Raw genomic sequence first — 19,668 nt, forward strand, 5'->3', positions numbered from 1 at the left:
TGCGTTCCTCGAGTGGTCCTCGACCCGGCCGAGGCAGACTCTCCAGAATCCGGCCGTCGTACCGGCCGGCGCCCTGCTCCTTTCGTATTGAGCGCCCTGGAGTCGACGATGAGGCCATCGGTGTGCGCATCCCGCGCGTCCTGGACGCCCGCAGCACACACCACGGCTTTGGCGGCCGGCCGGAACCGGGACGAGCAGCCGGACGACGACATCGGCTGGCCGAAGAGGTGACCGGGGCAGCCGGCGGGAAGCGACCGCGGGCCGGCGCCCCGACGAACGGACACGCCTGCATGCGGGCGTGCGTGCGTGCGGGCGGGCGTGCGGGCGTGCGGGCGTGCGCGGAAGTTCCGGGGGCGGTGAGGCCGGACCGTCGCCCCGTCGGCGCGGGCACGGCGCCGGGCGGGCACGGGCACGCCACCGGCCGGGCACGGGCACGGGCACGCCACCGACCGGGCACGGGCACGCCACCGGCCGGGCGGGCGGGCCACCGGGCGGGCGGGCCACCGGGCGGGCGGGCCCCCGGTCCCTGTCCGGGCGGGCACCGGGTACCGGGCAGCGCTTCGCCCGCCTCGGCCGGAGGCCGGGACGGGCGTCGGTGGATGCGCGTCGGCGGGGACGGGATCGGCCGTCGGCGGGACGGGGGCGCGATGCCCGGGGGCGTCCGCGGACCCGGGGCCGCTGTGGCGAAGGGCCGGGCGGGCCGTGGGGGTTCGCGGGCGGCGTGTGCCCTCGTTGCGGGCGGCTCGCGGTGTCAGGGCCGAGGCGGCCGGCAGGTTCCTCCCGGCCGCGGCGGTGGTGTCCGTGGCGGTGGTGTCCGGCGGCCGGTCACGGCCGGCGGGAGGGTGTGCGGGTCAGACGGCGTACCGGTCGAAGGTCGATCCGCGTTTGGGTCCCGCCTGTACGTCCAGCGCCGGGTCCACGGTCAGCATGGCCTGGTGCAGGCGCTGCAGTGGGGGTGACGGCTCCACCCCGAGGTCCTCGATCAGGCGGCCCCGCAGTCTGCGGTAGACGTCCAGGGCGGTGGCCTGCCGGCCCGACCGGTACAGGGCGACCATGGCCTGTGAGTGGAGGCCTTCGTGCTGGGGGTGACGGGCGGTCAGGTGGGTGAGTTCGGCGATCAGTTCGGTGTGTCTTCCCAGGCGCAGGTCCACGTCGATGCGCCGCTCCACGGTGAGCAGGCGGCTCTCTTCCAGGCGCAGCACCTCGATCTCGAGGATCGGTCCGGCCCGTACGTCGACGAGTGCGGGTCCCTGCCACAGGGCGAGCGCGGCCCGCAGGAGGGTGGCTGCGCTCTGGTCGTCGCCGCTTTCGTAGTCGCTGTGGCCCCGGGCGAGCAGGCTCTCGTACTGGTGCACGTCCACGGACGCGGGCGGTATCTGCAGCAGGTAGCCGCCGTGGCGGGTGACGAGGACGTCCTTCGCTGCGTCGGGTGCGCCCGGTCCCATGGCGGTGCCGAGCCGGCGGCGCAGCTGGAGGATGTAGGTCTGCAGTGTCGTCAGTGCGCTCTGCGGCAGGGCGGTTCCCCAGATCTCCTCCATGAGGGTGGGCACCGGTATCACCCGCCCGGGATACAGGGCCAGCAGTGCCAGGATCTGTCGGGGCTTGCGGGCGGTGGGGACGATGGATCCCCCGTTGACGTCGGCACTCAGCGGACCCAGAACCTGGATCTTCACGGTCTCCTGCTCCCCCTGTCGTCGGGGGCGGGGGCACGGTGGCCCTCGCCCCTCACCACCCGATCCGCAGGGCCTGCGCCCCGGAGTGCTCCGCTTCGGTCTGGTACTCGCGCTCGCGGCCGGAGGCCACGAGGCTGGGCAGCAGCAGCGCCCACAACGCCCCTACCTTTCCCTGGAGTTCCGCATACGACATGCCGGTGGCGGACATGGCCTCGATCCCGCAGGCGGCGGCTGCGACCAGTGCCTGTGCGCTCTCCCACCGGCGGCCGGAAACCGGGAGTTCGCCGGCGTCGCGGGCCAGGCGGAGCAGGGTGCACACCGCCGACATCCAGGCGCCGTGGAAGTCCATGACCGGTGGCCGCGCCCCGGCGGGTCCCCGCGGGGCCGGGCCGCCGCATTCCTTGGTGATCCTGAAACTCGCCGGGATCGCCGGTTCCTCGTGCAGGGTCCACGCCAGCCAGTGGGTGATGTCGATCAGGGCCTGCAGTGGCGAGACCCCGTCCTCGCGCAGGGCCCGTACCGCACCGTGCAGCAGGGCGCAGCCCCGCTGCTGTACGGCTTCGGCGAGTTCGTCCTTGGAGGTGAAGTGGAAGTACAGGGCTCCCTTCGTCACTCCGGCGGCGGCCGCGATCTCGCCCAGTGTCGCGTTGGCGTAGCCATTGCGGTGGAACAACTCGGCCCCGGCGTAGACCAGCCGCCTGCGGGTCCGCTCCGACCTCTCCTGCACCGAGCCGTCTCCTCTCGCCCCGACAGCGGCCCCGGGTGGCGGGTGCCCACCAGCGGCGACCCGTGTCGCGGGGCCCCCAGCGGCAACCCGTGTTCCGGGGGCCGGACTTCGCACTGTCAGACCCGTACGAGCCGCTCTGTGCCCGGCTCCGCGTGGGCCTCGGCCAGGCTTTCCGGGCCGGCCATCAGGATCGAGCGCTGCAGGCGCCGCAGGGCCACGGACGGCTCCAGTCCCAGCTCTCGCACGAGGGTGGCGCGCAGCCGCTGGTAGACGTCCAGGGCCTCGCCGCGCCGGCCCGAGCGGTGCAGGGCGAGCATGAACTGTCCGTGGAGGTTTTCGTGGGTGCGGTAGCGGGTGACCAGGACGGTCAGTTCGGCCAGCAGTTCCCGGTGGCGGCCCAGGCGCAGGTCGGCTTCGATCCGCTGGTCCAGGGCGCACAGCCGGGTCTCCTCCAGCCGCCGGGTCTCCATGTCGAGCTGGACGCCGCCCTGTACGTCGGCGAAGGCCGGTCCGGACCACAGGGCCAGTGCCTCGCGCAGCAGGCGTGCGGCGCCGGGGAAGTCCCCGGCGTCCATGGCGCGGTAGCCGGTGCCGGCGAGGCGGTCGAACTCGCGGACGTCGAGGGTTCCGCCGCCGCTGCTGAGGAGGTATCCGCCGGGGAGGGTGACCAGGATGTCCTTGGCGGTGCGCACCGGCGCCGGATGCTGTTCGCCGTGGGCCGCGCCCTGTTCGAGGGCGGCCGCGATGAGGGCTCTGAGCTGCAGGACGTAGGTCTGCAGGGTGGTGCGTGCGCTGCGCGGCGGTTCACCCGCCCACAGCTCCTCTATGAGGGCCGATACCGGTACCACCTGATCGGCATGGAGGGCCAGGAGGGCCAGGACCTGCCGGGGCTTGGGGGCGGTCGGCGTGATGGAGATTCCGTTCTCCCGCACCGCTAACGCGCCCAGTACATCGATGTCCACGCCGTACTCCCCTGTCCTTGGATGAGTCGCACCGCCAGTAGAAAACAGGACCGACGGTTTGTCAATATCAAACCGGTCGTGCTGTTTTGTGGAACGGGACAGTCTGACTGACCCTCAAGAGTGCGGTGTGAGCTGGGAGTTCGCGAACGCGGTGGTGGTGCGGAACGGCTGCAGGGGGCCTCGATCGTCCCTCGATGAGGGGCACAGGAGGGTGCTCTGCCCCACCAGAAAGAGACCAGTCAGTCTGATTTGGTGGGCTCGTGTGCCGGGGAGCCCTGCGGCAACAGGGTGTCCAGGACGGCCTGTGCCGCGAGCCGGGGCAGCATCAGCGTCCAGAAGCGCGTCAGGGTGTGCGGGGCGACCCATTCCCGGTCGTAGGCGCCCAGGACCTCCAGCCCCACCGTCGCGGCCACCACGCCGCGTGCCGCGTCCTGCGGGACGAGCCCGGGGGCGAGATGGCCCTCGCGCGCCGCGGCCGCCACGACCTCCTCGACCCACAGCCGCCACTGCCGGCGCAGGTCCACCCCGCCGCTCCAGGAGGAGTCCGCGCACAGAGCGAAACCGGCCCGCACCACCACGTCCCGTGCCAGCAGGGCCATCAGCGCGTGCGTGGAGTCGACCAGCACCTGCAGAAGACTCCCGCCCGGCCCCGCACCGGGCCCCGCACCGGGCGGGGCGGCGGGCGGGGCGGTGCGGCCGGCGGTGATCCGGCGCAGCGCCTGCGACGCCCTGTCCTCGACGGCCTGCGCGAGCGCGCCCTTGCCGGCGAAGTGGAAGTGCAGCCCCCCGGCGCTCACCCCGGCCCGGCGGCTGATCACCGCGATCGACGCGTTGACGAACCCCTCCTCGGCGAACACCTCCGCGGCCGCACGAACGAGAGCTTCCCGGGTACGAGCGGCGCGTTCCTGCTTGACCATGGAGTCTCCACAAACCGCCAACGCGGTTTGCCCAAGGGGGAGTAAAGATCGTTGCGGTCACAGTCCGCGGCGCCGCCGGAGCCCCGCTCGCGTCCCGCTCGAGCCCACCGGCCCCACCGGCCCCCGCCGCACCAACTGCGGCCGGCCGGTGCGGCCGGTGGAGCCGGTGCGGCCGGTGCGGCCGGTGCGGCCGGTGCGGCCGGTGCGGTCTTCAGGGCAACGCCGGTTCCGGTTCCTGCGCCGCCCCCGGGCCGGGGCCGGGGCCTAGGCGCATCTCCGCGCTCACCCGCTCCCCCCGGTCGGGGGCCATGTCCAGCCGGCCGAGCATCGCGGGTGTCGCGATGCTGGGGCAGATGTGCTGGTAGAGGGCGGCCACCCGCTGCTCGATGTCCTCGCGGTCGTTGAGGGTCTGGGAGTAGATCTGCGCGCCCGTCCAGCAGGCCGACAGGATCCAGGCCGTCTCGGCCGGGTCCACGTGCGGCAGCAGCTCGCCCTGCTGCTTCGCCCGCACCAGCAGGGTCCGGGTGAACTCGATCCAGCCCGGCACCGAGCCCCCGCCGAAGATGTCGCGCATGCCCGGCCCCAGCGAGAGCCGGGCACCCGCGCTGAGCATGGGCTCGCGCTTCATCCGGTACGCCATCACCATGGCGACGTCGACCAGTTCCTGCAGCTTGCTCTCCCGGTGGGGCACCCCGCCCTCGGCGAACTGCTCGTCCAGGACGCCCTGGGCCAGCTCCTGCTTGGAGGAGAAGTGGAAGTACAGGGCGCCCTTGGTGACCCCCGCCCGGGAGAGGATGTCCGCGATGGTGGCCGCGTCGTAGCCGCGCTCGTCGAAGACCGCCGCCGCCGCCTCCAAGATCGCGCGACGCGTACGTACCGCCCGCTCCTGCCGTGCCACGGGTGCCTCCGGTTGTCCATGGATCCGTTGCGGCGGGATCCGCGGCATGCGGATCCCACCACCCCATTAAAACCAACCAGAAGGTCCGATTCTTTTCAAGCAGGCCAGACGCAGCCCCTGCGTGATCAGTGCGTCACCGCGCCTGGGGCCCCAGCACGCTTGGCAACTCCCGCAGCCCGTTGGAGATGAACGACTCCACCCGTGGCAACTGCCGTGCCTGCGCGGGCGCCAGGGCGGCCGCCGGGAACCGCTCGAAGAAACGGCGCACCGCGACCGCACACTCCAGACGGGCCAGCGTCGCGCCCAGGCAGTGGTGGGTGCCGAACCCGAAGGACAGATGCTGGCCGCGGGTGGAACGGGTGACGTCGAAGCGGTCCGCGTCCGGCCCGTGGACGGCCGGGTCGCGTCCGGCCGAACCGAAGGACACCATGATCGGATCACCCTTCGGGATCACCACCCCCTCCCCCATGTCGATGTCCTCCACCGCGAACCGCAGCAGCCCGTAGGAGGCGGGCGGCTCGATGCGCAGCGCCTCCTCGACCACGTCCTCCCAGGAGGCCAGGCCCTGGGTGAGCAGCGCCAGCTGGCCGGGATTGCGCAGCAGTTCGTGCAGTGCGGTGCAGATGAGGTTGACGGAGGTCTCATAGCCGGCGGTGAAGAGCAGGATCAGGGTGTCGGCCAGCTCCTTCTCACTGAGCCGCGCCCCCACCCCCGCCCCCGCCCCGTCGCCTGCGCTGTCGCTGTCGCCTGCCCCGTCGCCTGCGCTGTCGCTGTCGCGGGCGGCGATGAGTGCGCTGGTCATGTCGTCGCCGGGGTGCTCGCGCTTGTGGGCGATCAGGTCGGCCATGGTGACGTGGAGGTCGGCCGCGTTGCGCTGTGCCTCCTCGGTGGTGATGGCGGTGTCGAAGAACGCGTTGATGATTTTGTGCAGGGGTGCCCACGAACGCTCGGGGATCCCGAACAGCTCGAAGACGATCCGGGTGGGCAGTTCGTGCGCGAACTGACTGCGCAGGTCCACGACCTGACCGGCAGGTAGGTCCGCCAGGCGGTCCAGGAGCTCGCTGACGACCTCCTCGATCCTCGGCCGCATACCGGCCGCCCGGCGGGCGGTGAACGCGGTCGCGGCGGGCCTGCGCAGCCTGGTGTGCTCGGCCCCGTAAGCGGTGATCATGTTCTGCACGGACACCCAGATCGCCAGCGGCCACTGGGCACCGACCTCGCCGCTGATCCACGCCGGCCAGTGACGGTAGGCGTCCTTGGACACCCGCGGGTCCACCAGCAGTCTTCGTATGCCGGCCTGCCGGCCCACCGCCCAGGCGGTGACGCCGCCCGGCAGCAGTACGGCAGTCGCGGGCGCCTGTTCGCGGATGCGTGCGGCCTCGGCGTGCGCATCCGCACCAAAGACGTCGATCGCAATCGGGCACTGACGGTTCATCTGGGGCTCTCCAGGATGGACGGCGGCTGTCGGCAACAGGGTGGAGCGGAGTATCCACACCCTGTATTTCAAAACCGCCCATCCGGTTTTTGTTTCACCGGCGGCGGCCCCGAGTCTGGCACGGCCCGCCCCGCATGCCAATGGTTTTCGGGGCATGGCCGGCGCCCGGCCGGCCGTCCGAGAACAGCCTGGCGGACGCCGGCTGAACGGGCGGCGCCCGCACCCTGTCCGACCGGCGCATATGAGCGGAAGACCGGTTCCCACTTGGGGTGGGGGCCCTCATGTCCCGCCCGGCACGGCCCTGTCGGATATCCGCTGGTCGGCGTGATGACGACCCCCCGCCCCACCCGCCGCCCGGCCCACCCCGGCGGCGGGCGGGCCGCATCCTGCCCGGCTGAGAACCTTGCAAACAAAACCGGAGAGTACGTATCTTGCGTCTCGCGAGCGGAACCCGTCCCATCCGTCGAACGGCTCTGCGGGAGAAATTCCATGACCATGCTCACGATCGGAAAGACCGCCCCCCTCCTGCCCCCGCCGGGGACAGGACAGCCATGGATGCGCTGCAACGACGCCCGCCAGCTGACCACCACGGTGCCCAGGGAGTACGTCCACCGCAGCTCCCTCGCCGAGGTCTTCCTCACCGGCTGCGACCGCACCGGCGAGGACACCTTCTCGCTCACCGGCCAGTGGCCCCGCGCCCACACCTTCTTCACCAGCGCCGACGGCACCAGCCACGACCCCGTCCAGGCCGGCGAGACGATCCGCCAGGTCGGCCTCTACCTCTGCCACGCCCTCTACGGCGTCCCCCTCGGCCACAACGTCCTGCTGTGGAACCTGGACTTCACCACCCGCCCCGAGCACCTGCGCATCGGACGCGGCCCCAGCGACCTCGAGATGACCGCCCTGTGCACCGGCTTCGGCTGGAAAGGCAACCGCTTCTCCGGCCACCTCCAGGTCGACATCCACCGCAACGGCGAACTCGCCGCCTCCGGCACCGCCCGCTTCTCCTGCGTCGCCCCCGCCACCTACCGGCGACTGCGCGGCGACCGCGGCCTGATGGCATTAACCCGGCCCCTGCCCCGCCGCACACCCATCCCCGCCACCTCCGCCGGCCGGCTGCTGAGCTTCGACGTCGTCCTCGCCCCCACCACACAGACCGGACGCTGGCAACTCAGCCCCGACCTCGACCACCCCATCCTCTTCGAACACACCAACGACCACCACCCCGGCATGGTCCTGATCGAAGCCGCCCGCCAAGCCGCCAGCGCACTCCACACCCCCACCGGATTCACCCCCACAGCCATCACCACCGCATTCCACCACTACGCCGAACTCGACGCCCCCTGCTGGATCGACGCCACCCAAACCACCCCCGGCCACGTCACCATCACCGGCCACCAAGAAGGCCGCACCATCTTCCACTCCACCGTAACCGGCACCACCTGAACCCACCCCACACACCAAACACAACAGTGAACAGCAGCCACCAGGCCGCGCACGAAACCCCGACCACGACCGCAGGCCACAGCCACAAGCCCCAACGGCGACGCCGGGGCCGAGGCGGCGGGACCGCGACGGCAGGACCGGGGCCACGGAGCCGGAGCCACGGCGGCCGGGGCCACGGAGCCGGGACCGGGGCCACGGAGCCACGGCGGCCGGGGCCGCGGAGCCGGCGCCGGGGCCACGGAGCAGGGCCGGGGGCCGCGCAGCAGGGGCCGCGACGGGCAGGGCCGCGGAGCCGGGGGCCGCGCAGCAGGGGCCGCGACGGGCAGGGCCGCGGAGCCGGGGGCCGCGCAGCAGGGGCCGCGACGGGCAGGGCCGCGGAGCCGGGGCCGGGGAGCCGGGGCAGCAACGGGCAGGGCAGGGGCGGCGGGCGGGGCCGGGGCAGCAGGGCAGGGGCGGCGGGCTACGGGGGCAGGCCGCAGGGAGCGTCGGCTGCGAGGACGGGCTGCGGACGTAGGCTGCGAGGGCGCGAGCTGCGGACGTGGACTACGAGCGCGGGCTGCAGGGGGCGGCTGGGGGTGGGTGCCGGGCAGGGCCGCGGAGCCGGGGCCGCAACGGGCAGGGCCGCGGAGCCGGGGCCGCAACGGGCAGGGCAGGGGCGGCGGGCTACGGGGGCAGGCCGCAGGGAGCGTCGGCTGCGAGGACGGGCTGCGGACATAGGCTGCGAGGGCGCGAGCTGCGGACATGAACTACGAGCGCGGGCTGCAGGGGGCGGGCTGGGGGTGGGTGCCGGGCCGGGCCGGTGAGCCGGGCAACGCACATACGGGAACCCGCCGTTGAGGCACCGCCGCGGGACCCCTGCCTCCTCACGCCACCACCACGACCCGGCACCAGTCCACGCAGCAGGCGAACCCGGTGCCGGACTGCGCAGGGGTGCCGGACCGGGGGCGGGCTGCGAAGAGGTGCCAGCGCCGCGGCGATCGGCGAAGCAACCTCCATACGGGCAGCCACTGTTGACACACCACCGCCGGACCCGCGCCTCCTCACGCCACCACCGCGACCCGGCACCAGTCCACGCAGCAGGCGAACCCGCTGCCGGGCTACGCAGGGGTGCCGGGCTGCCGATGGGCCGGGCAGCCCGTACAGGCACCCGCGGTTGCCACACCATCGCCAGCCCCTGCCTCCTCACGCCACCACCGCGGCCCGGCACCGGTCCACGCAGCAGACGAACCCAAATGGTGGGCTGCGCACGGGTGCCGGACCGGGACCGATGAACCCGGGCAACGCCCGTACGAGCACCCGCGGTCGACACACCACCGAGCGCCCCTGCCACCACGCCACCACCGCGGCCCCCGACGGCAGGGCCGAAGCCACAGGGCCGGGGCCGCGACGCCGGAGCCGGAGCCGGGGCCGCGGGGCCGGGGCTACGGCTACGGCTACGGCTACGGGCTACGGGCTACGGGCTACGGGCTACGGGCTACGGGCTACGGGCTACGGGCTACGGGCTACGGGGGCAGGCTGCAGGGCGTCGGCTGCGGACGTCGGCTGCGGACGTGGGCTGCAGGGGGCTGGCTGCCGGGGGCGGGCTGGCGTGGATGCCGGACCGGAGCCATACACCGGGCAACGCCCATACGAGCACCCACGGTTGCCACACCACCGCGGTGACCCCGCCTCCTCACGCCCACCACCGCGACCCGGCACCAGCCCACGCAGGCGAACCCGAAGCCGGGCTGCACGGGGGTACCGGACCGGGGGCGGGCTGCGGGGGGGCAAGGGGGCGATAGCCGGGGCAACCTCCGTACAGACGGCCGCTGTCGACACACCGCCGACAGGCCCTGCGTCCTCACGTCACCGCCGTGGCCCGGCACCAGCCCGCGCAGCAGGCGAACCCGTTGATGGGACTGCGGGGGGGGGCAGCCCGGGGCGGCGAGCAGGACAACGTGCGTGCAGACGCCCGTGGTTAACACACCACCACGGGACCCCCGCGTCCTCAAGCCAGCGCCGCGGCCCGGCACCAGCCCGCGCAGCAGACGAACCCGGTAGTGGACTGCCCCGGGGGAAGGAGGGGCCGGTGGGCAGGACAACGTGCGTGCAGACGCCCGCGGTTGACACACCACCACGCGACCCCCGCGTCCTCAAGCCAGCGCCGCGGCCCGGCACCAGCCCGCGCAGCAGGCGAACCCGGTAGTGGACTGCGCGTGGGGGGAGGAGGGGCCGGTGGGCAGGACAACGTGCGTGCAGACGCCCGCGGTTGACACACCACGACGGGACCCCTGCGTCCTCACGCCAGCGCCGTGGCCCGGCACCAGTCCGCGCAGCAGACGAACCCGGTAGTGGACTGCGCGTGGGGGGAGGAGGGGGGGTCGGTGTGCAGGACAACGCACTTGCAGACGCCCACGGTTGACACACCACCACAGGACCCCTGCATCCTCACGCCACCGCCGCGGCCCGGCACCAGCCCGCGCAGCAGACGAACCCGGTAGTGGACTGCCCCGGGGGCAGGAGGGGCCGGTGGGCAGGGCAACGTGCGTGCAGACGGCCGCGGTTGACACACCACGACGGGACCCCCTGCGTCCTCACGTCACTGCCGTGGCCCGGTACCAGTCCGCGCAGCGGGCGAACCCCTCGGTGAACCGCGGCCCGGGAGAGGCCTCCAGCTGGCCCCACAGCCGCCCGCTGTCATACCAGTGATCCACCGCAAGCAGCCCAACCCGCCGCCGTGTCACCGCATCCGGCTCCCCCGCGCCGCCCAGCAGCGCCAGCGCCCCGGGAAGGTCGATATCCCCGGCCGGCAGCGGCAACCCCAGCTCCCGCGTAACGGTCTCCACCAACTCCCGCGCGCACACCGGTTCGGGGTGACCGGCATGCAGCACGCCACCCACCACCCGGTGGCCCACGGCCAGCTCCGCCAGCGCACCCGCCAATGCCTCCACCGACGTCAACGACGTGCGGGCCCGCCCCCCGTCCACCCAGTACGGCAACCGCGCGAGGAGCTCCACCAAAGCCGGCACCACCCACCGATCCCCCCGCCCGTACACCAGATGCGGACGCAACACCGTCCCCCCCGCCGCCAGCACCAAACGCTCCCCCGCAAGACGGGTCACACTCGTCACCGACCCCGGTACCTCGGCAAGTTCACCCTCCACCACACCCCGATGTACGCCGTCCCCATACACGGCCGCAGTACCCAACTGCACAATCCGCCGCACCCCCGCCCGCTCCGCCTCCACCAACAAGGCCCGGGTCCCCTCCACATTGACCGCCCGGCACTCCTGCAGCGTCCCCCCCACCCGCGCACCCAAATGCAGCACGCTGGTGACCCCCTCGCACAATCCCCGCAGCGATACAGGCCGCGCCAGATCCCCCGGAACCGCCTCCACCCCAGGCGCCACCCCCACCCGGTGAACCAGCGCCCGAACCTGCACACCCTGCCGGACAAGCCGCTCCACCACAGCAGAACCCACGAACCCGGCCGCCCCCGTCACCAAAACAACCCCGTTCTCCACCTTCATCACACCACCCATTCCACCGTGTTACGGTCACGCGATGACGGAGGCAACAGAAAGATCCCTACTCGCAGGCAAATCAGCACTGATAACAGGCGCAAGCTCCGGCATCGGAGCCGCCGCCGCCCGCGTCTTCTGCCGCGAAGGCGCAGCCGTCACCCTCGTAGCCCGCCGCGAACCCCAACTCGCCGCCCTCACACACGAACTCCGCGCCGCCGGCCACAGAGCCCAATACGTAGTCGCCGACGTCTCACACACCCAAGACGTAGCCCGCGCAGTCGAAACAGCCCTCACCACCTACGGACACCTCGACGCAGCATTCAACAACGCAGGCATCGGCGCCACCCCCGCACCCCTGCACCTCCTCGACGAACACACCTACGACACCATCATGGACACCAACGTCCGTGGCGTCTGGAACTCCATGCGCCACGAAATCCGCGCCATGCTCACCGACCGCGGCGGCGCCATCGTCAACAACAGCAGCACCGCCGGCCTCGTAGCCACCCCCGTCACCGCCGCATACATCGCCTCCAAACACGCCGTACTCGGCCTCACCAAAGCCGCCGCCAACGAATACGCAGCCCAAAACATCCGCGTCAACGCCATCGCACCCGGCACCACCCGCAGCGAAATGATCGACACCTGGCTCCGCGAAAACCCAGCCATCGAAAAAACCCTCCTCACCTCAGCACCCCTCCCCCGCATCGCCCACCCCACCGAAATCGCCGAAGCCGCCGCCTGGCTCTGCAGCGACCGCGCCTCATACATCATCGGCACCACCCTCACCGTCGACGGCGGCTGGACCACCCGCTAACACCCACCCACCACCACACCAACAGACCGACCACCCAAAGCCGTTTCCTTCGGATCGCATGTCACGGACCAGATGCCGGGTGGCCGTCTCGGCCCGGTCGAACCGGTCGAACCGGTCGAACCGGTCGAACCGGTCGAGCGGCTCCCGCCCTCCGCGGACCTGTGCCGGCACGGCGCGGAGTGGACGGCGACGCAGCCGCGCTGCGGCTTTGCCGCCGACGAGGCCGAACGGGACCGCCTCTACGACATCCCGGCGCGCGCGGTGCGCCACAACCCCGTCGGCGCGGTGGGCGCGTTCACCGACTGGGCTTGAACGACGCCGGCCGTACCTCATCCCATCGGCCTTCGGCGTACGGGCCGGGATGCTTAGCCGTGTGAGGTCTCGGCTACCTCGACCGCTTCGGAGCCTGCGCGACGCATCCGCTCAACCCCCCAGGCGCCGAGCGGCCCGAGCGCTTGATTGAGCGTGCGCCCCTGCTCAGTCAGGGAGTACTCCACCCGCGGCGGCACCTCGGCATAGACCTCCCGGTGCACGAGACCGTCCTCCTCCATCTCACGCAGGTGCTGGGTCAGCATCTTCTCGCTCACTCCCGGCAGACCGCGACGGAGCTGAGCGAAGCGGCGTACGCGATGGGCGTCAAGTTCCCAGAGGATCAACCCCTTCCACTTGCCGCTCACCACGTCGAGCGCAGCGTCGATGCCGCAGATGTAAGGCCCGCTCCTCGGCGCCTTGGCCATCACCATCCCCCTTACGAAAAGGTAAGTACCGCAGAAAATAGTAGGTACTTCCGAGAGTAGTGGCGCTCTCCGAGCATGGAGGGGTGAACGAACAACAGAACCACACCACCAGGCAAGACAGCGCTGTCACCGTCATCGGGCTTGGCCCGATGGGCCAGGCGATAACCCGCACCCTCCTCACCGCCGGCCACCCAGTCACCGTCTGGAACCGCACCGCCAGTCGGGCCGACGGCGTCGTCACAGACGGAGCAACGCTCGCGGCAACACCTGGCGAGGCGGTCGAAGCCAGTGACCTCGTGATCCTCAGCCTCACCGACTACCAGGCGATGTACGACATCCTTGACAGCGCCACCGCATCACTCGCCGGCCGGACGCTGGTCAACCTGAGCTCGGACACTCCCGACCGCACACGCAAGGCAGCAACCTGGGCCGCGGGCCACGACGCCGCTTTCCTCACCGGTGGTGTCATGGTCCCGGCACCCATGGTCGGCACGGAGGCAGCCCATGTCTACTACAGCGGCTCCGACGAGGTGATGAACAACCACCAGGCGGCGTTGGCACCGCTCGGCACGCCAACGCACCTGGGCGAGGATCCAGGCCTCGCCCAGATGATGTATCAAGCCCAGCTCACGGTGTTCCTCACCACCCTGTCCGCACTGATGCACGCCACCGCGATGCTGGGCACCGCAGGAATGAAAGCCCGGGAAGCGCTGCCGGAGCTGCTCTCCTGCGCCGACTCGATCGGCGCCATCCTGAGGGCCGGCGAAAAGACCCCCGGCGCCGCACTAGATGCCGGCAAGCATCCCGGCGACCTCAGCACGGTCACCATGATGGGTGCGACGTGCGACCACATCGTCGAGACCAGCACATCACTCGGCCTCGACCTCGCTCTCCCCCTGGCCGTGCAGGCCCACTACCGGCGCGCGATCGAAAACGGACACGGCAGCGACAACTGGACCCGCATCATCGACAGCATCCGAGTACTGCGCTGACCACATACCGGACCGAACGTCTGCGACCAGGACCTGGCCCGCCTCCCCCCGTTCGCCCGCCACCACATCAACCCGCTCGACAGGCATTCCTTCCAACCCCCCGACCCGCCCCGGGACCTGCTCCGTTGCGTGAGCCGGACGCTACCGACGAGGAATGACGCCCGGGGCCAGCGCAGGGCTTTCGTCTCTCACCCCAGCCGCACAGTAACGGTCGAGCTCGTTGTCAGCCGACGGCCTGGTAGAGCGTAATCCAGAAGTCGTTCACGGCACGCGGACAATCCCGGGTGGACAGTCCGACCTGGATGAGCAGGACTCCGGTGAGCTGGTTGGTCCTGTCTGCGTAGGCAGTGATGCCAGTACCGCCGAACCAGCCGAATGGGCCGAAGGGGCATGTAGTCGCCGCAACAGGCGCGTACCGCCATCGCGAAGCCCCAGCCGCCGTTCGACCCCCGGCCGCACGACAGACGGGCGACGGTGCTGAACATAGCGTCCCGGACAGCCAGCTGCCCGATCGAGAGACGGTTGGCGGTCATCAGCTCCACGACGGCCCGGAACAAGATCCGTTCACTCCCGTGCATCCCGTGGTTCAGCAGCATCTCGAAGTAGGCGTGGCAGCCGTCGGCAGTGGAGACCAACCCGCCACCGACGCCCAGGACCGCGGGAGGCACGCTGGCCCCTCCCCCTGCCGCCGCCTCCCACCGGTCAACCACCACCGGGAGGACCAGTCACCGTCCATCACCCGATGGAACACGTGGGTCGAGACGCACCTGCGCGCAGCCGGCATCGCCGTTCCGAGTCAGTGACGGCCGCCGTACCGGCCCGCCGCCTCAACCCGGCGTGAGCACGCAGGAGACATCGCCGATCGCTACCGGAGAAGGGTGGAAGTACTTCTGTACGTACTCCGCCTTCTAGTGCCGGGACTTCGCCATCACCCTGAGCACACTCGCCCCGCCCTCACCAAAATGGGTCAGCCCAGGACTGCCGCCACTCCTGGGGGCTGCTGCGGCCCGACCAGGGCAGGTCACAGAGGCATGCACCCCGCCCCCGCCCCCGCCCCCGCCGCTGTACCGCACGGCTCTCACGACCCCCCCGGCCCGGTGCGGGTCAGCCGGCCAGGTGAGACCCGCACAGGTGAGAACGTGGGAGGTGGGCGCTTACGAGGCGTGCCTGTCCTCGCGTACGCATTCGATGAGGTAGTCGCCGGTGTGGGGATCGATGGTGACACCGTGTGCTTCGCTGTGGAAACCGGGGAAGGCGCGGTCGAATGCCTCCAGTGCTCCCAGGTAGCGCAGCACCGGCCCATCGGGGGCTCCGAGTGCTTCCCCGGGCATCAGCACGGGAATCCCCGGCGGGGTCACGGTGACCATGGCCGCGGCCACCCTGCCCGCGGCCGCGGCGAGGGGCAGGCGTTCGGTCCCCCCGCGGATCAGCTGCTGATAGCAGGCCTGGGGCGGCACGACAGGTTCGGGCAGGTCCTGGAAGGCGGTGTCCAGCGCGTCGATCAGCTCGGCCCGGGTCAGGTGTTCGTGCATCTCCTGGCACAGCGTGCGCAGGGTGGCGCCGCTGTAGCGCTGAGGATGGCGCTCGACCAAGCGGGGCAGGACCTGCCGCAGGGGGGTGTCGGCGTCGTGGAGGGCTTTGAAATCCATGAGGGCGTCCATCAAGGTGCCCCATTTGCCCTTGGTGATGCCCATGGAGAACAGGACGAGGGTGGTGTAGGTGTCGGTCTTCTCCACGACGATGCCCCGGTGTGCGAGGTAGGCGGTGAGGATCCGGGCTGGAATGCCCCACGGGTCCGACTCGCCGCGGGCATTGACGCCGGGGCAGGTCAACGTCACCTTGATGGGGTCCAGCAGGCACTGCCCCTTGCTCAGCCCGGGGAAGCCGTGCCAGTCCGCGTCGGGGTCGAGCTCCCAGCAGCGGGGGTCGGTGGCCAGGAGCGCCGGGGAGGCGTCTGCGAAGGGGGTGACGGTCCCGTCGGCGGGACCTGTGACGGTGTCGGGCTGCCAGACTCCGAAGAACCACGGCAGCCGGTCTCCGGCCTCCGCGATCCGGCGCCCGGTGCGCACGATGGCCTGCCGGAACCGGATCGCTTCGGTGACCGCCTCGTTGACCAGCCACTCTCCCTGCGGGCCGTCCATCATGGCCGCAGCCACATCCAGCGAGGCGATCACCGGGTACAGAGCCGAGGTGGTGCCGTGCATCATGAACGCCTCGTTGAACCGGTGGTGCTCGACCGGCGCCCGGGGCGAGGACTTCACGTGCACCATGGCGCTCTGCGACAGAGCGGCCAACAGCTTGTGCGTGGACTGGGTGGCGAAGACAGTGGGGCGTTCCTCGCCCTCGAACGTATCCGGGCCCACGGCCATGCCGTACCGGCCGGCGTAGAGCGGGTGGAAGCGGGCGTAGGCGAACCAGGCTTCGTCGAAGTGCAGACGAGGAGTGCTGGGGGCCAGAGCCCGCGCGGTGTGCACGGTGTCGTAACACAAACCGTCGTAGGTGGAGTTGGTGATCACCGCGTACTGAGCCTGGGAGGACACCGCCCCCGGCGTCAGCGGGTGGGCAGCGATCCTTGCGGCCACCGCGGCGGGCAGGATCTCACCGGCGGGCAGAGGACCGGCGAGGCCATACCCATTGCGAGTCGGAACGAGGTAGACCGGGCGGGCACCGGAGATCACCAGCCCATGCAACACCGACTTGTGGCAGTTGCGGTCCACCAGAGCGATCTCGTCGGCAGTGACGCAATAGTGACCGACCATACGATCGGCGGTGGAGTCACCGTGCAGCACGAAGTACGTCCGGTCGGCACCGAAGACACGTGCCGCGTTGCGCTCGGCATCCCCGATGGGGCCGCTGTGCTCGAAGAGGGAACCCAGCTCCTCCACCGAGATCGACAGGTCGGTCCGAAAGAGCCGCTCCCCGTAGTAGTCGAAGAACGCCCGGCCGACGGGGGACTTCAGGAACGCCACCCCTCCGGAGTGCGCCGGGGTGTGCCAGGAGTACTCGTGGGCGTCATCGAACCGTCGCAGCGCCTTGAAGAACGGCGGCAGAACGGAGTCGCCATAGGCGCGTGCGGCATTGACGACACGACCGGCGATGAAGGACGGCGTGTCCTCGAGGGGCCAGATGTAACCGACGGCGGCCTCGGCCACCCACAGGGGCAGCCGGTCCAGGCCCTGGTCCGACTCCTCGCTCATGACGACGAAGACAGGCAGGGCCGTGAACCGGCTGGTGACCTGTCGCAGGACTGCCCCTCCGCCGCCCCCAGCGTCTTCGCCCCTCTCGGACGGCAGGTCCCAAGCGACCACCGCGGCCGTCAGGCCCGCCTCGGTACGCAGGGCGGCGCAGGCCCCCTCGACCGTCCGCGCCCATCGCACCTCCAGTCCGCGGTTCTCCAGTTCCTTGCCGATCCGACGCAACTGGTCACCGCCGACGCCCCCGCCCATGGGGTCCTCACGCAAAGCCAACAAGACAGTACCGATCGACATGACGCTCCCCAAGCTGCGGCGGCTCCGGCTGATGCGCCAAGTGTCGAGCGCGACTACCACGGGCCAGACCGGAAACTGGCGATATCACCCATTCGAGGAGTCATCACACCTGGCAGGCCACGAACCGGAATGCCCGGCTTGCCGGCCGCGACAGCCACGCCCCTCCTTCACGGAAACATGGACCAACCAATCCGGCAAAGAGACACACGCCGGCTGGCAGCGGGAACGCCTATCCCACGCCCGAGCCCGCTCGGGCCCCCTCCAGCGGCGACCTCTCGAACTGCTCTGCCCAGGCAAGCGTGGCCTGCTCCTCGGCAAGACGCTCTTCCTTCGCGGCGCCTGACGCGCACGCCGGAGATCCATTCCACACCCTCAGAGGACCGGGCCTACCCGCTACGGTCATGCGGGTATCTCCCTCGTACAGAGGGGGGTTGGCGTGGTGCTTCTGGGGGTGCCGGGGACGCCGGTGACGCCGGTGACGGCCGAGGCGACGGCCTGGGCCGAGCTTGCCGCGGGCGAGGGTGAGGATCGTGAGCGCGGTGGCGGCACCGGCGGTGGGGAGGGCGGCGAGCACGTCGGGGCGTGCGGCGAGGGCTGCGGCGAGGGCGGTTCCGGCGGCCTGGCCGGTGCCGACCGACAGGATCAGCCAGGCGTACGCCTCGGTGGTGCGAGACGGGGGAGCAAGAGTATCCACGGTGTGGAAGCCGTTGGTGACGATCAAGGTGAAGAACAGCCCCGGGATCGCCGTGAGGAAGATGGCTGTGCGGGGGCCGTGCTGGGCCAGCAGGGGCACCCAGCCGAGGAGGAACAGGGCGCTGGTCGTGATGAGCTGGATGGTGGTCGTGCCAGGCCATGCCCGGCGGGCGTAGATCAGGCTGCCCACGAAGCTGCCGGTGGAGAACGCGGCGGGAAGCACTCCGCAGAGCATGGCCAGCCCATGGGTGCTGGCCATGCCCGCGGCCCACACGTTCATCGCTCCGAACGCGAACCCCGTTCCCGCCAGCGCGATGAACAGCAGGACCAGGCCGGCACTCATCAGCCGTCCTCCTCCGGTCACCCCGGCGGTGGGACACCAGGTCTGCGACGGTGCGGCGCTCAGGACAACCGCGGTCCCCACAAGTCCGAGGGCCGCGGTCGCGGCCAAGGTGGTGTCGGGCCCGTGCGTGGTCGCCAGCCACGAGGCGAGCAGGGGGCCGGCAATGTAGAGGAGTCCCTGCGAGCCGGTGTCTAGGGCTTGGACGACTCGGCGCCGCCCGAGGTCGGGCAGGACTGTCGGCCATAGTGCCCGTAGTCCTGCCTCCAGCGGAGGTGTGACCAGACCCGCGCACCCCACTACCGCGGTCACCGCAGCTGGGTGCGCGCCCGCCCCGATCCAGGAGAGCGCGGCCAGGCAGCCGGCGTTGAGCAACACCGCCGGCCCCGACACGCGCGTCTGGCCGTGGCGGTCCATCAGCCTGCCCTTGATCGGCTGGGACAGCCCGGATGCCAGCCCGTACAGCGCGGCGAGCAGTCCGGCGAAGGCCAACGACCCCCCGCCGCCGGTGATCCACAGGACGAGCCCCACGGGAACCATGCTGTTGGGCAGGCGCCCGATCAGGGTGCCCCCGAGCAGGCGGACAACGTGTCGGCTGCCCAGTACGGCGCCGTATGTGGCGGGCGGCGGGGCGGTGGTCGGGTGATCGGCTCTGGTCAAAAGGGCAGGGCTTTCCATCAGAGGGCGTGCGAGGCGGGGGTAGAACTGGGTGGGGTACTCGTCGTCGCGGGGGGCGCGGTGGTGGCCGAAGGTGCTGCGGCGACGGGCGTGGTGCCAACGGCCGGCGGGCGGCGGGCGGCGCGTGCAGGTGGCGGGGCGCAAGAGTGTGGTTCGGGGGTGTGGTTCGGGGGTGTGCGGGGGGGGTGCGGCGGCAGCGCCGCGGCGGCCGCCTCCCCTTGCCCGCCGATCCGTGCGAGGTCTTGGACCTGGTGGCTGCTTTGTGCGGAGCGCGTCCGCAGGCGGACGGCGATCTCACGGCGGGCCGCCGAGACCGACCGCCCGCCGCGGACGTGCGATCTTCCGAGAAAGCCGCGGGAACG

14 protein-coding genes are annotated in these 19,668 nt (G+C 71.4%); 4 read left to right on the top strand and 10 right to left on the bottom strand.

Annotated elements, in window-relative coordinates:
• Window positions 1-851: 851 nt before the first annotated feature.
• The 6 genes from ACGFZK_RS21020 to ACGFZK_RS21045 all read right to left on the bottom strand — a co-directional run bounded on the left by ACGFZK_RS21020 (window position 852) and on the right by ACGFZK_RS21045 (window position 6,612).
• Complete coding sequence (locus tag ACGFZK_RS21020) at window positions 852-1,673, bottom strand: BTAD domain-containing putative transcriptional regulator (protein WP_393850395.1); 822 nt, start codon at window positions 1,671-1,673, stop codon at window positions 852-854.
• Between the two features lie 52 nt (window positions 1,674-1,725).
• On the bottom strand, window positions 1,726-2,400 hold the full coding sequence (locus ACGFZK_RS21025) for a ScbR family autoregulator-binding transcription factor (protein WP_393850396.1): 675 nt from the start codon (window positions 2,398-2,400) through the stop codon (window positions 1,726-1,728).
• 116 nt (window positions 2,401-2,516) lie between these two features.
• A complete protein-coding gene (locus ACGFZK_RS21030; protein WP_393850397.1) occupies window positions 2,517-3,362 on the bottom strand; it encodes a BTAD domain-containing putative transcriptional regulator in 846 nt (281 codons plus the stop codon).
• A gap of 239 nt (window positions 3,363-3,601) precedes the next feature.
• Window positions 3,602-4,279, bottom strand: a complete 678-nt coding sequence (locus tag ACGFZK_RS21035) for a ScbR family autoregulator-binding transcription factor (protein WP_393850398.1) — start codon at window positions 4,277-4,279, stop codon at window positions 3,602-3,604.
• A 211-nt stretch (window positions 4,280-4,490) separates the two neighbouring features.
• Window positions 4,491-5,177 carry a ScbR family autoregulator-binding transcription factor gene (locus ACGFZK_RS21040; protein WP_393850399.1) on the bottom strand — a complete coding sequence of 229 codons (687 nt, stop codon included), beginning with the start codon at window positions 5,175-5,177 and terminating at the stop codon, window positions 4,491-4,493.
• 133 nt (window positions 5,178-5,310) lie between these two features.
• Complete coding sequence (locus ACGFZK_RS21045; protein ID WP_393850400.1) at window positions 5,311-6,612, bottom strand: cytochrome P450; 1,302 nt, start codon at window positions 6,610-6,612, stop codon at window positions 5,311-5,313.
• A gap of 489 nt (window positions 6,613-7,101) precedes the next feature.
• On the opposite strand from ACGFZK_RS21045, the gene ACGFZK_RS21050 reads away from it, so the two are divergent.
• Complete coding sequence (locus tag ACGFZK_RS21050) at window positions 7,102-8,058, top strand: ScbA/BarX family gamma-butyrolactone biosynthesis protein (RefSeq protein ID WP_393850401.1); 957 nt, start codon at window positions 7,102-7,104, stop codon at window positions 8,056-8,058.
• Window positions 8,059-10,631: 2,573 nt separating this feature from the next.
• On the opposite strand, the gene ACGFZK_RS21055 is transcribed toward ACGFZK_RS21050, so the two are convergent.
• On the bottom strand, window positions 10,632-11,567 hold the full coding sequence (locus ACGFZK_RS21055) for an NAD-dependent epimerase/dehydratase family protein (protein ID WP_393850513.1): 936 nt from the start codon (window positions 11,565-11,567) through the stop codon (window positions 10,632-10,634).
• A 34-nt stretch (window positions 11,568-11,601) separates the two neighbouring features.
• On the opposite strand from ACGFZK_RS21055, the gene ACGFZK_RS21060 reads away from it, so the two are divergent.
• Window positions 11,602-12,378 (top strand): SDR family NAD(P)-dependent oxidoreductase, encoded by a 777-nt coding sequence (locus ACGFZK_RS21060; RefSeq protein ID WP_393850402.1) that lies wholly within the window; start codon window positions 11,602-11,604, stop codon window positions 12,376-12,378.
• A 72-nt stretch (window positions 12,379-12,450) separates the two neighbouring features.
• Complete coding sequence (locus ACGFZK_RS21065; protein ID WP_393850403.1) at window positions 12,451-12,690, top strand: hypothetical protein; 240 nt, start codon at window positions 12,451-12,453, stop codon at window positions 12,688-12,690.
• 53 nt (window positions 12,691-12,743) lie between these two features.
• Here ACGFZK_RS21065 and ACGFZK_RS21070 read toward each other — a convergent pair whose 3' ends face one another.
• Window positions 12,744-13,115 carry a winged helix-turn-helix transcriptional regulator gene (locus ACGFZK_RS21070; RefSeq protein WP_393850514.1) on the bottom strand — a complete coding sequence of 124 codons (372 nt, stop codon included), beginning with the start codon at window positions 13,113-13,115 and terminating at the stop codon, window positions 12,744-12,746.
• Window positions 13,116-13,198: 83 nt separating this feature from the next.
• On the opposite strand from ACGFZK_RS21070, the gene ACGFZK_RS21075 reads away from it, so the two are divergent.
• Window positions 13,199-14,107 carry an NAD(P)-dependent oxidoreductase gene (locus ACGFZK_RS21075; RefSeq protein WP_393850404.1) on the top strand — a complete coding sequence of 303 codons (909 nt, stop codon included), beginning with the start codon at window positions 13,199-13,201 and terminating at the stop codon, window positions 14,105-14,107.
• A gap of 1,154 nt (window positions 14,108-15,261) precedes the next feature.
• Here ACGFZK_RS21075 and ACGFZK_RS21080 read toward each other — a convergent pair.
• Both ACGFZK_RS21080 and ACGFZK_RS21085 read right to left on the bottom strand, forming a co-directional pair.
• Entirely contained in the window at window positions 15,262-17,595 is a 2,334-nt protein-coding gene (locus tag ACGFZK_RS21080) for an Orn/Lys/Arg decarboxylase N-terminal domain-containing protein (RefSeq protein WP_393850405.1), read from the bottom strand.
• Window positions 17,596-17,824: 229 nt separating this feature from the next.
• Window positions 17,825-19,288, bottom strand: a complete 1,464-nt coding sequence (locus tag ACGFZK_RS21085; RefSeq protein WP_393850406.1) for an MFS transporter — start codon at window positions 19,286-19,288, stop codon at window positions 17,825-17,827.
• Window positions 19,289-19,668 lie beyond the last annotated feature (380 nt).

The sequence above is a fragment of the Streptomyces sp. NPDC048257 genome, from assembly GCF_043201855.1.
Lineage (GTDB): Bacteria > Actinomycetota > Actinomycetes > Streptomycetales > Streptomycetaceae > Streptomyces.

Excerpts from the sequence above, each read along its gene's own strand:
- ACGFZK_RS21035 (WP_393850398.1), bottom strand. The coding sequence starts at position 4,279 with ATGGTCAAGCAGGAACGCGCCGCTCGTACCCGGGAAGCTCTCGTTCGT.
- ACGFZK_RS21045 (WP_393850400.1), bottom strand. The coding sequence starts at position 6,612 with ATGAACCGTCAGTGCCCGATTGCGATCGACGTCTTTGGTGCGGATGCG.
- ACGFZK_RS21050 (WP_393850401.1), top strand. The coding sequence starts at position 7,102 with ATGACCATGCTCACGATCGGAAAGACCGCCCCCCTCCTGCCCCCGCCG.
- ACGFZK_RS21055 (WP_393850513.1), bottom strand. The coding sequence starts at position 11,567 with ATGAAGGTGGAGAACGGGGTTGTTTTGGTGACGGGGGCGGCCGGGTTC.
- ACGFZK_RS21060 (WP_393850402.1), top strand. The coding sequence starts at position 11,602 with ATGACGGAGGCAACAGAAAGATCCCTACTCGCAGGCAAATCAGCACTG.
- ACGFZK_RS21065 (WP_393850403.1), top strand. The coding sequence starts at position 12,451 with ATGCCGGGTGGCCGTCTCGGCCCGGTCGAACCGGTCGAACCGGTCGAA.
- ACGFZK_RS21070 (WP_393850514.1), bottom strand. The coding sequence starts at position 13,115 with ATGGCCAAGGCGCCGAGGAGCGGGCCTTACATCTGCGGCATCGACGCT.
- ACGFZK_RS21080 (WP_393850405.1), bottom strand. The coding sequence starts at position 17,595 with ATGTCGATCGGTACTGTCTTGTTGGCTTTGCGTGAGGACCCCATGGGC.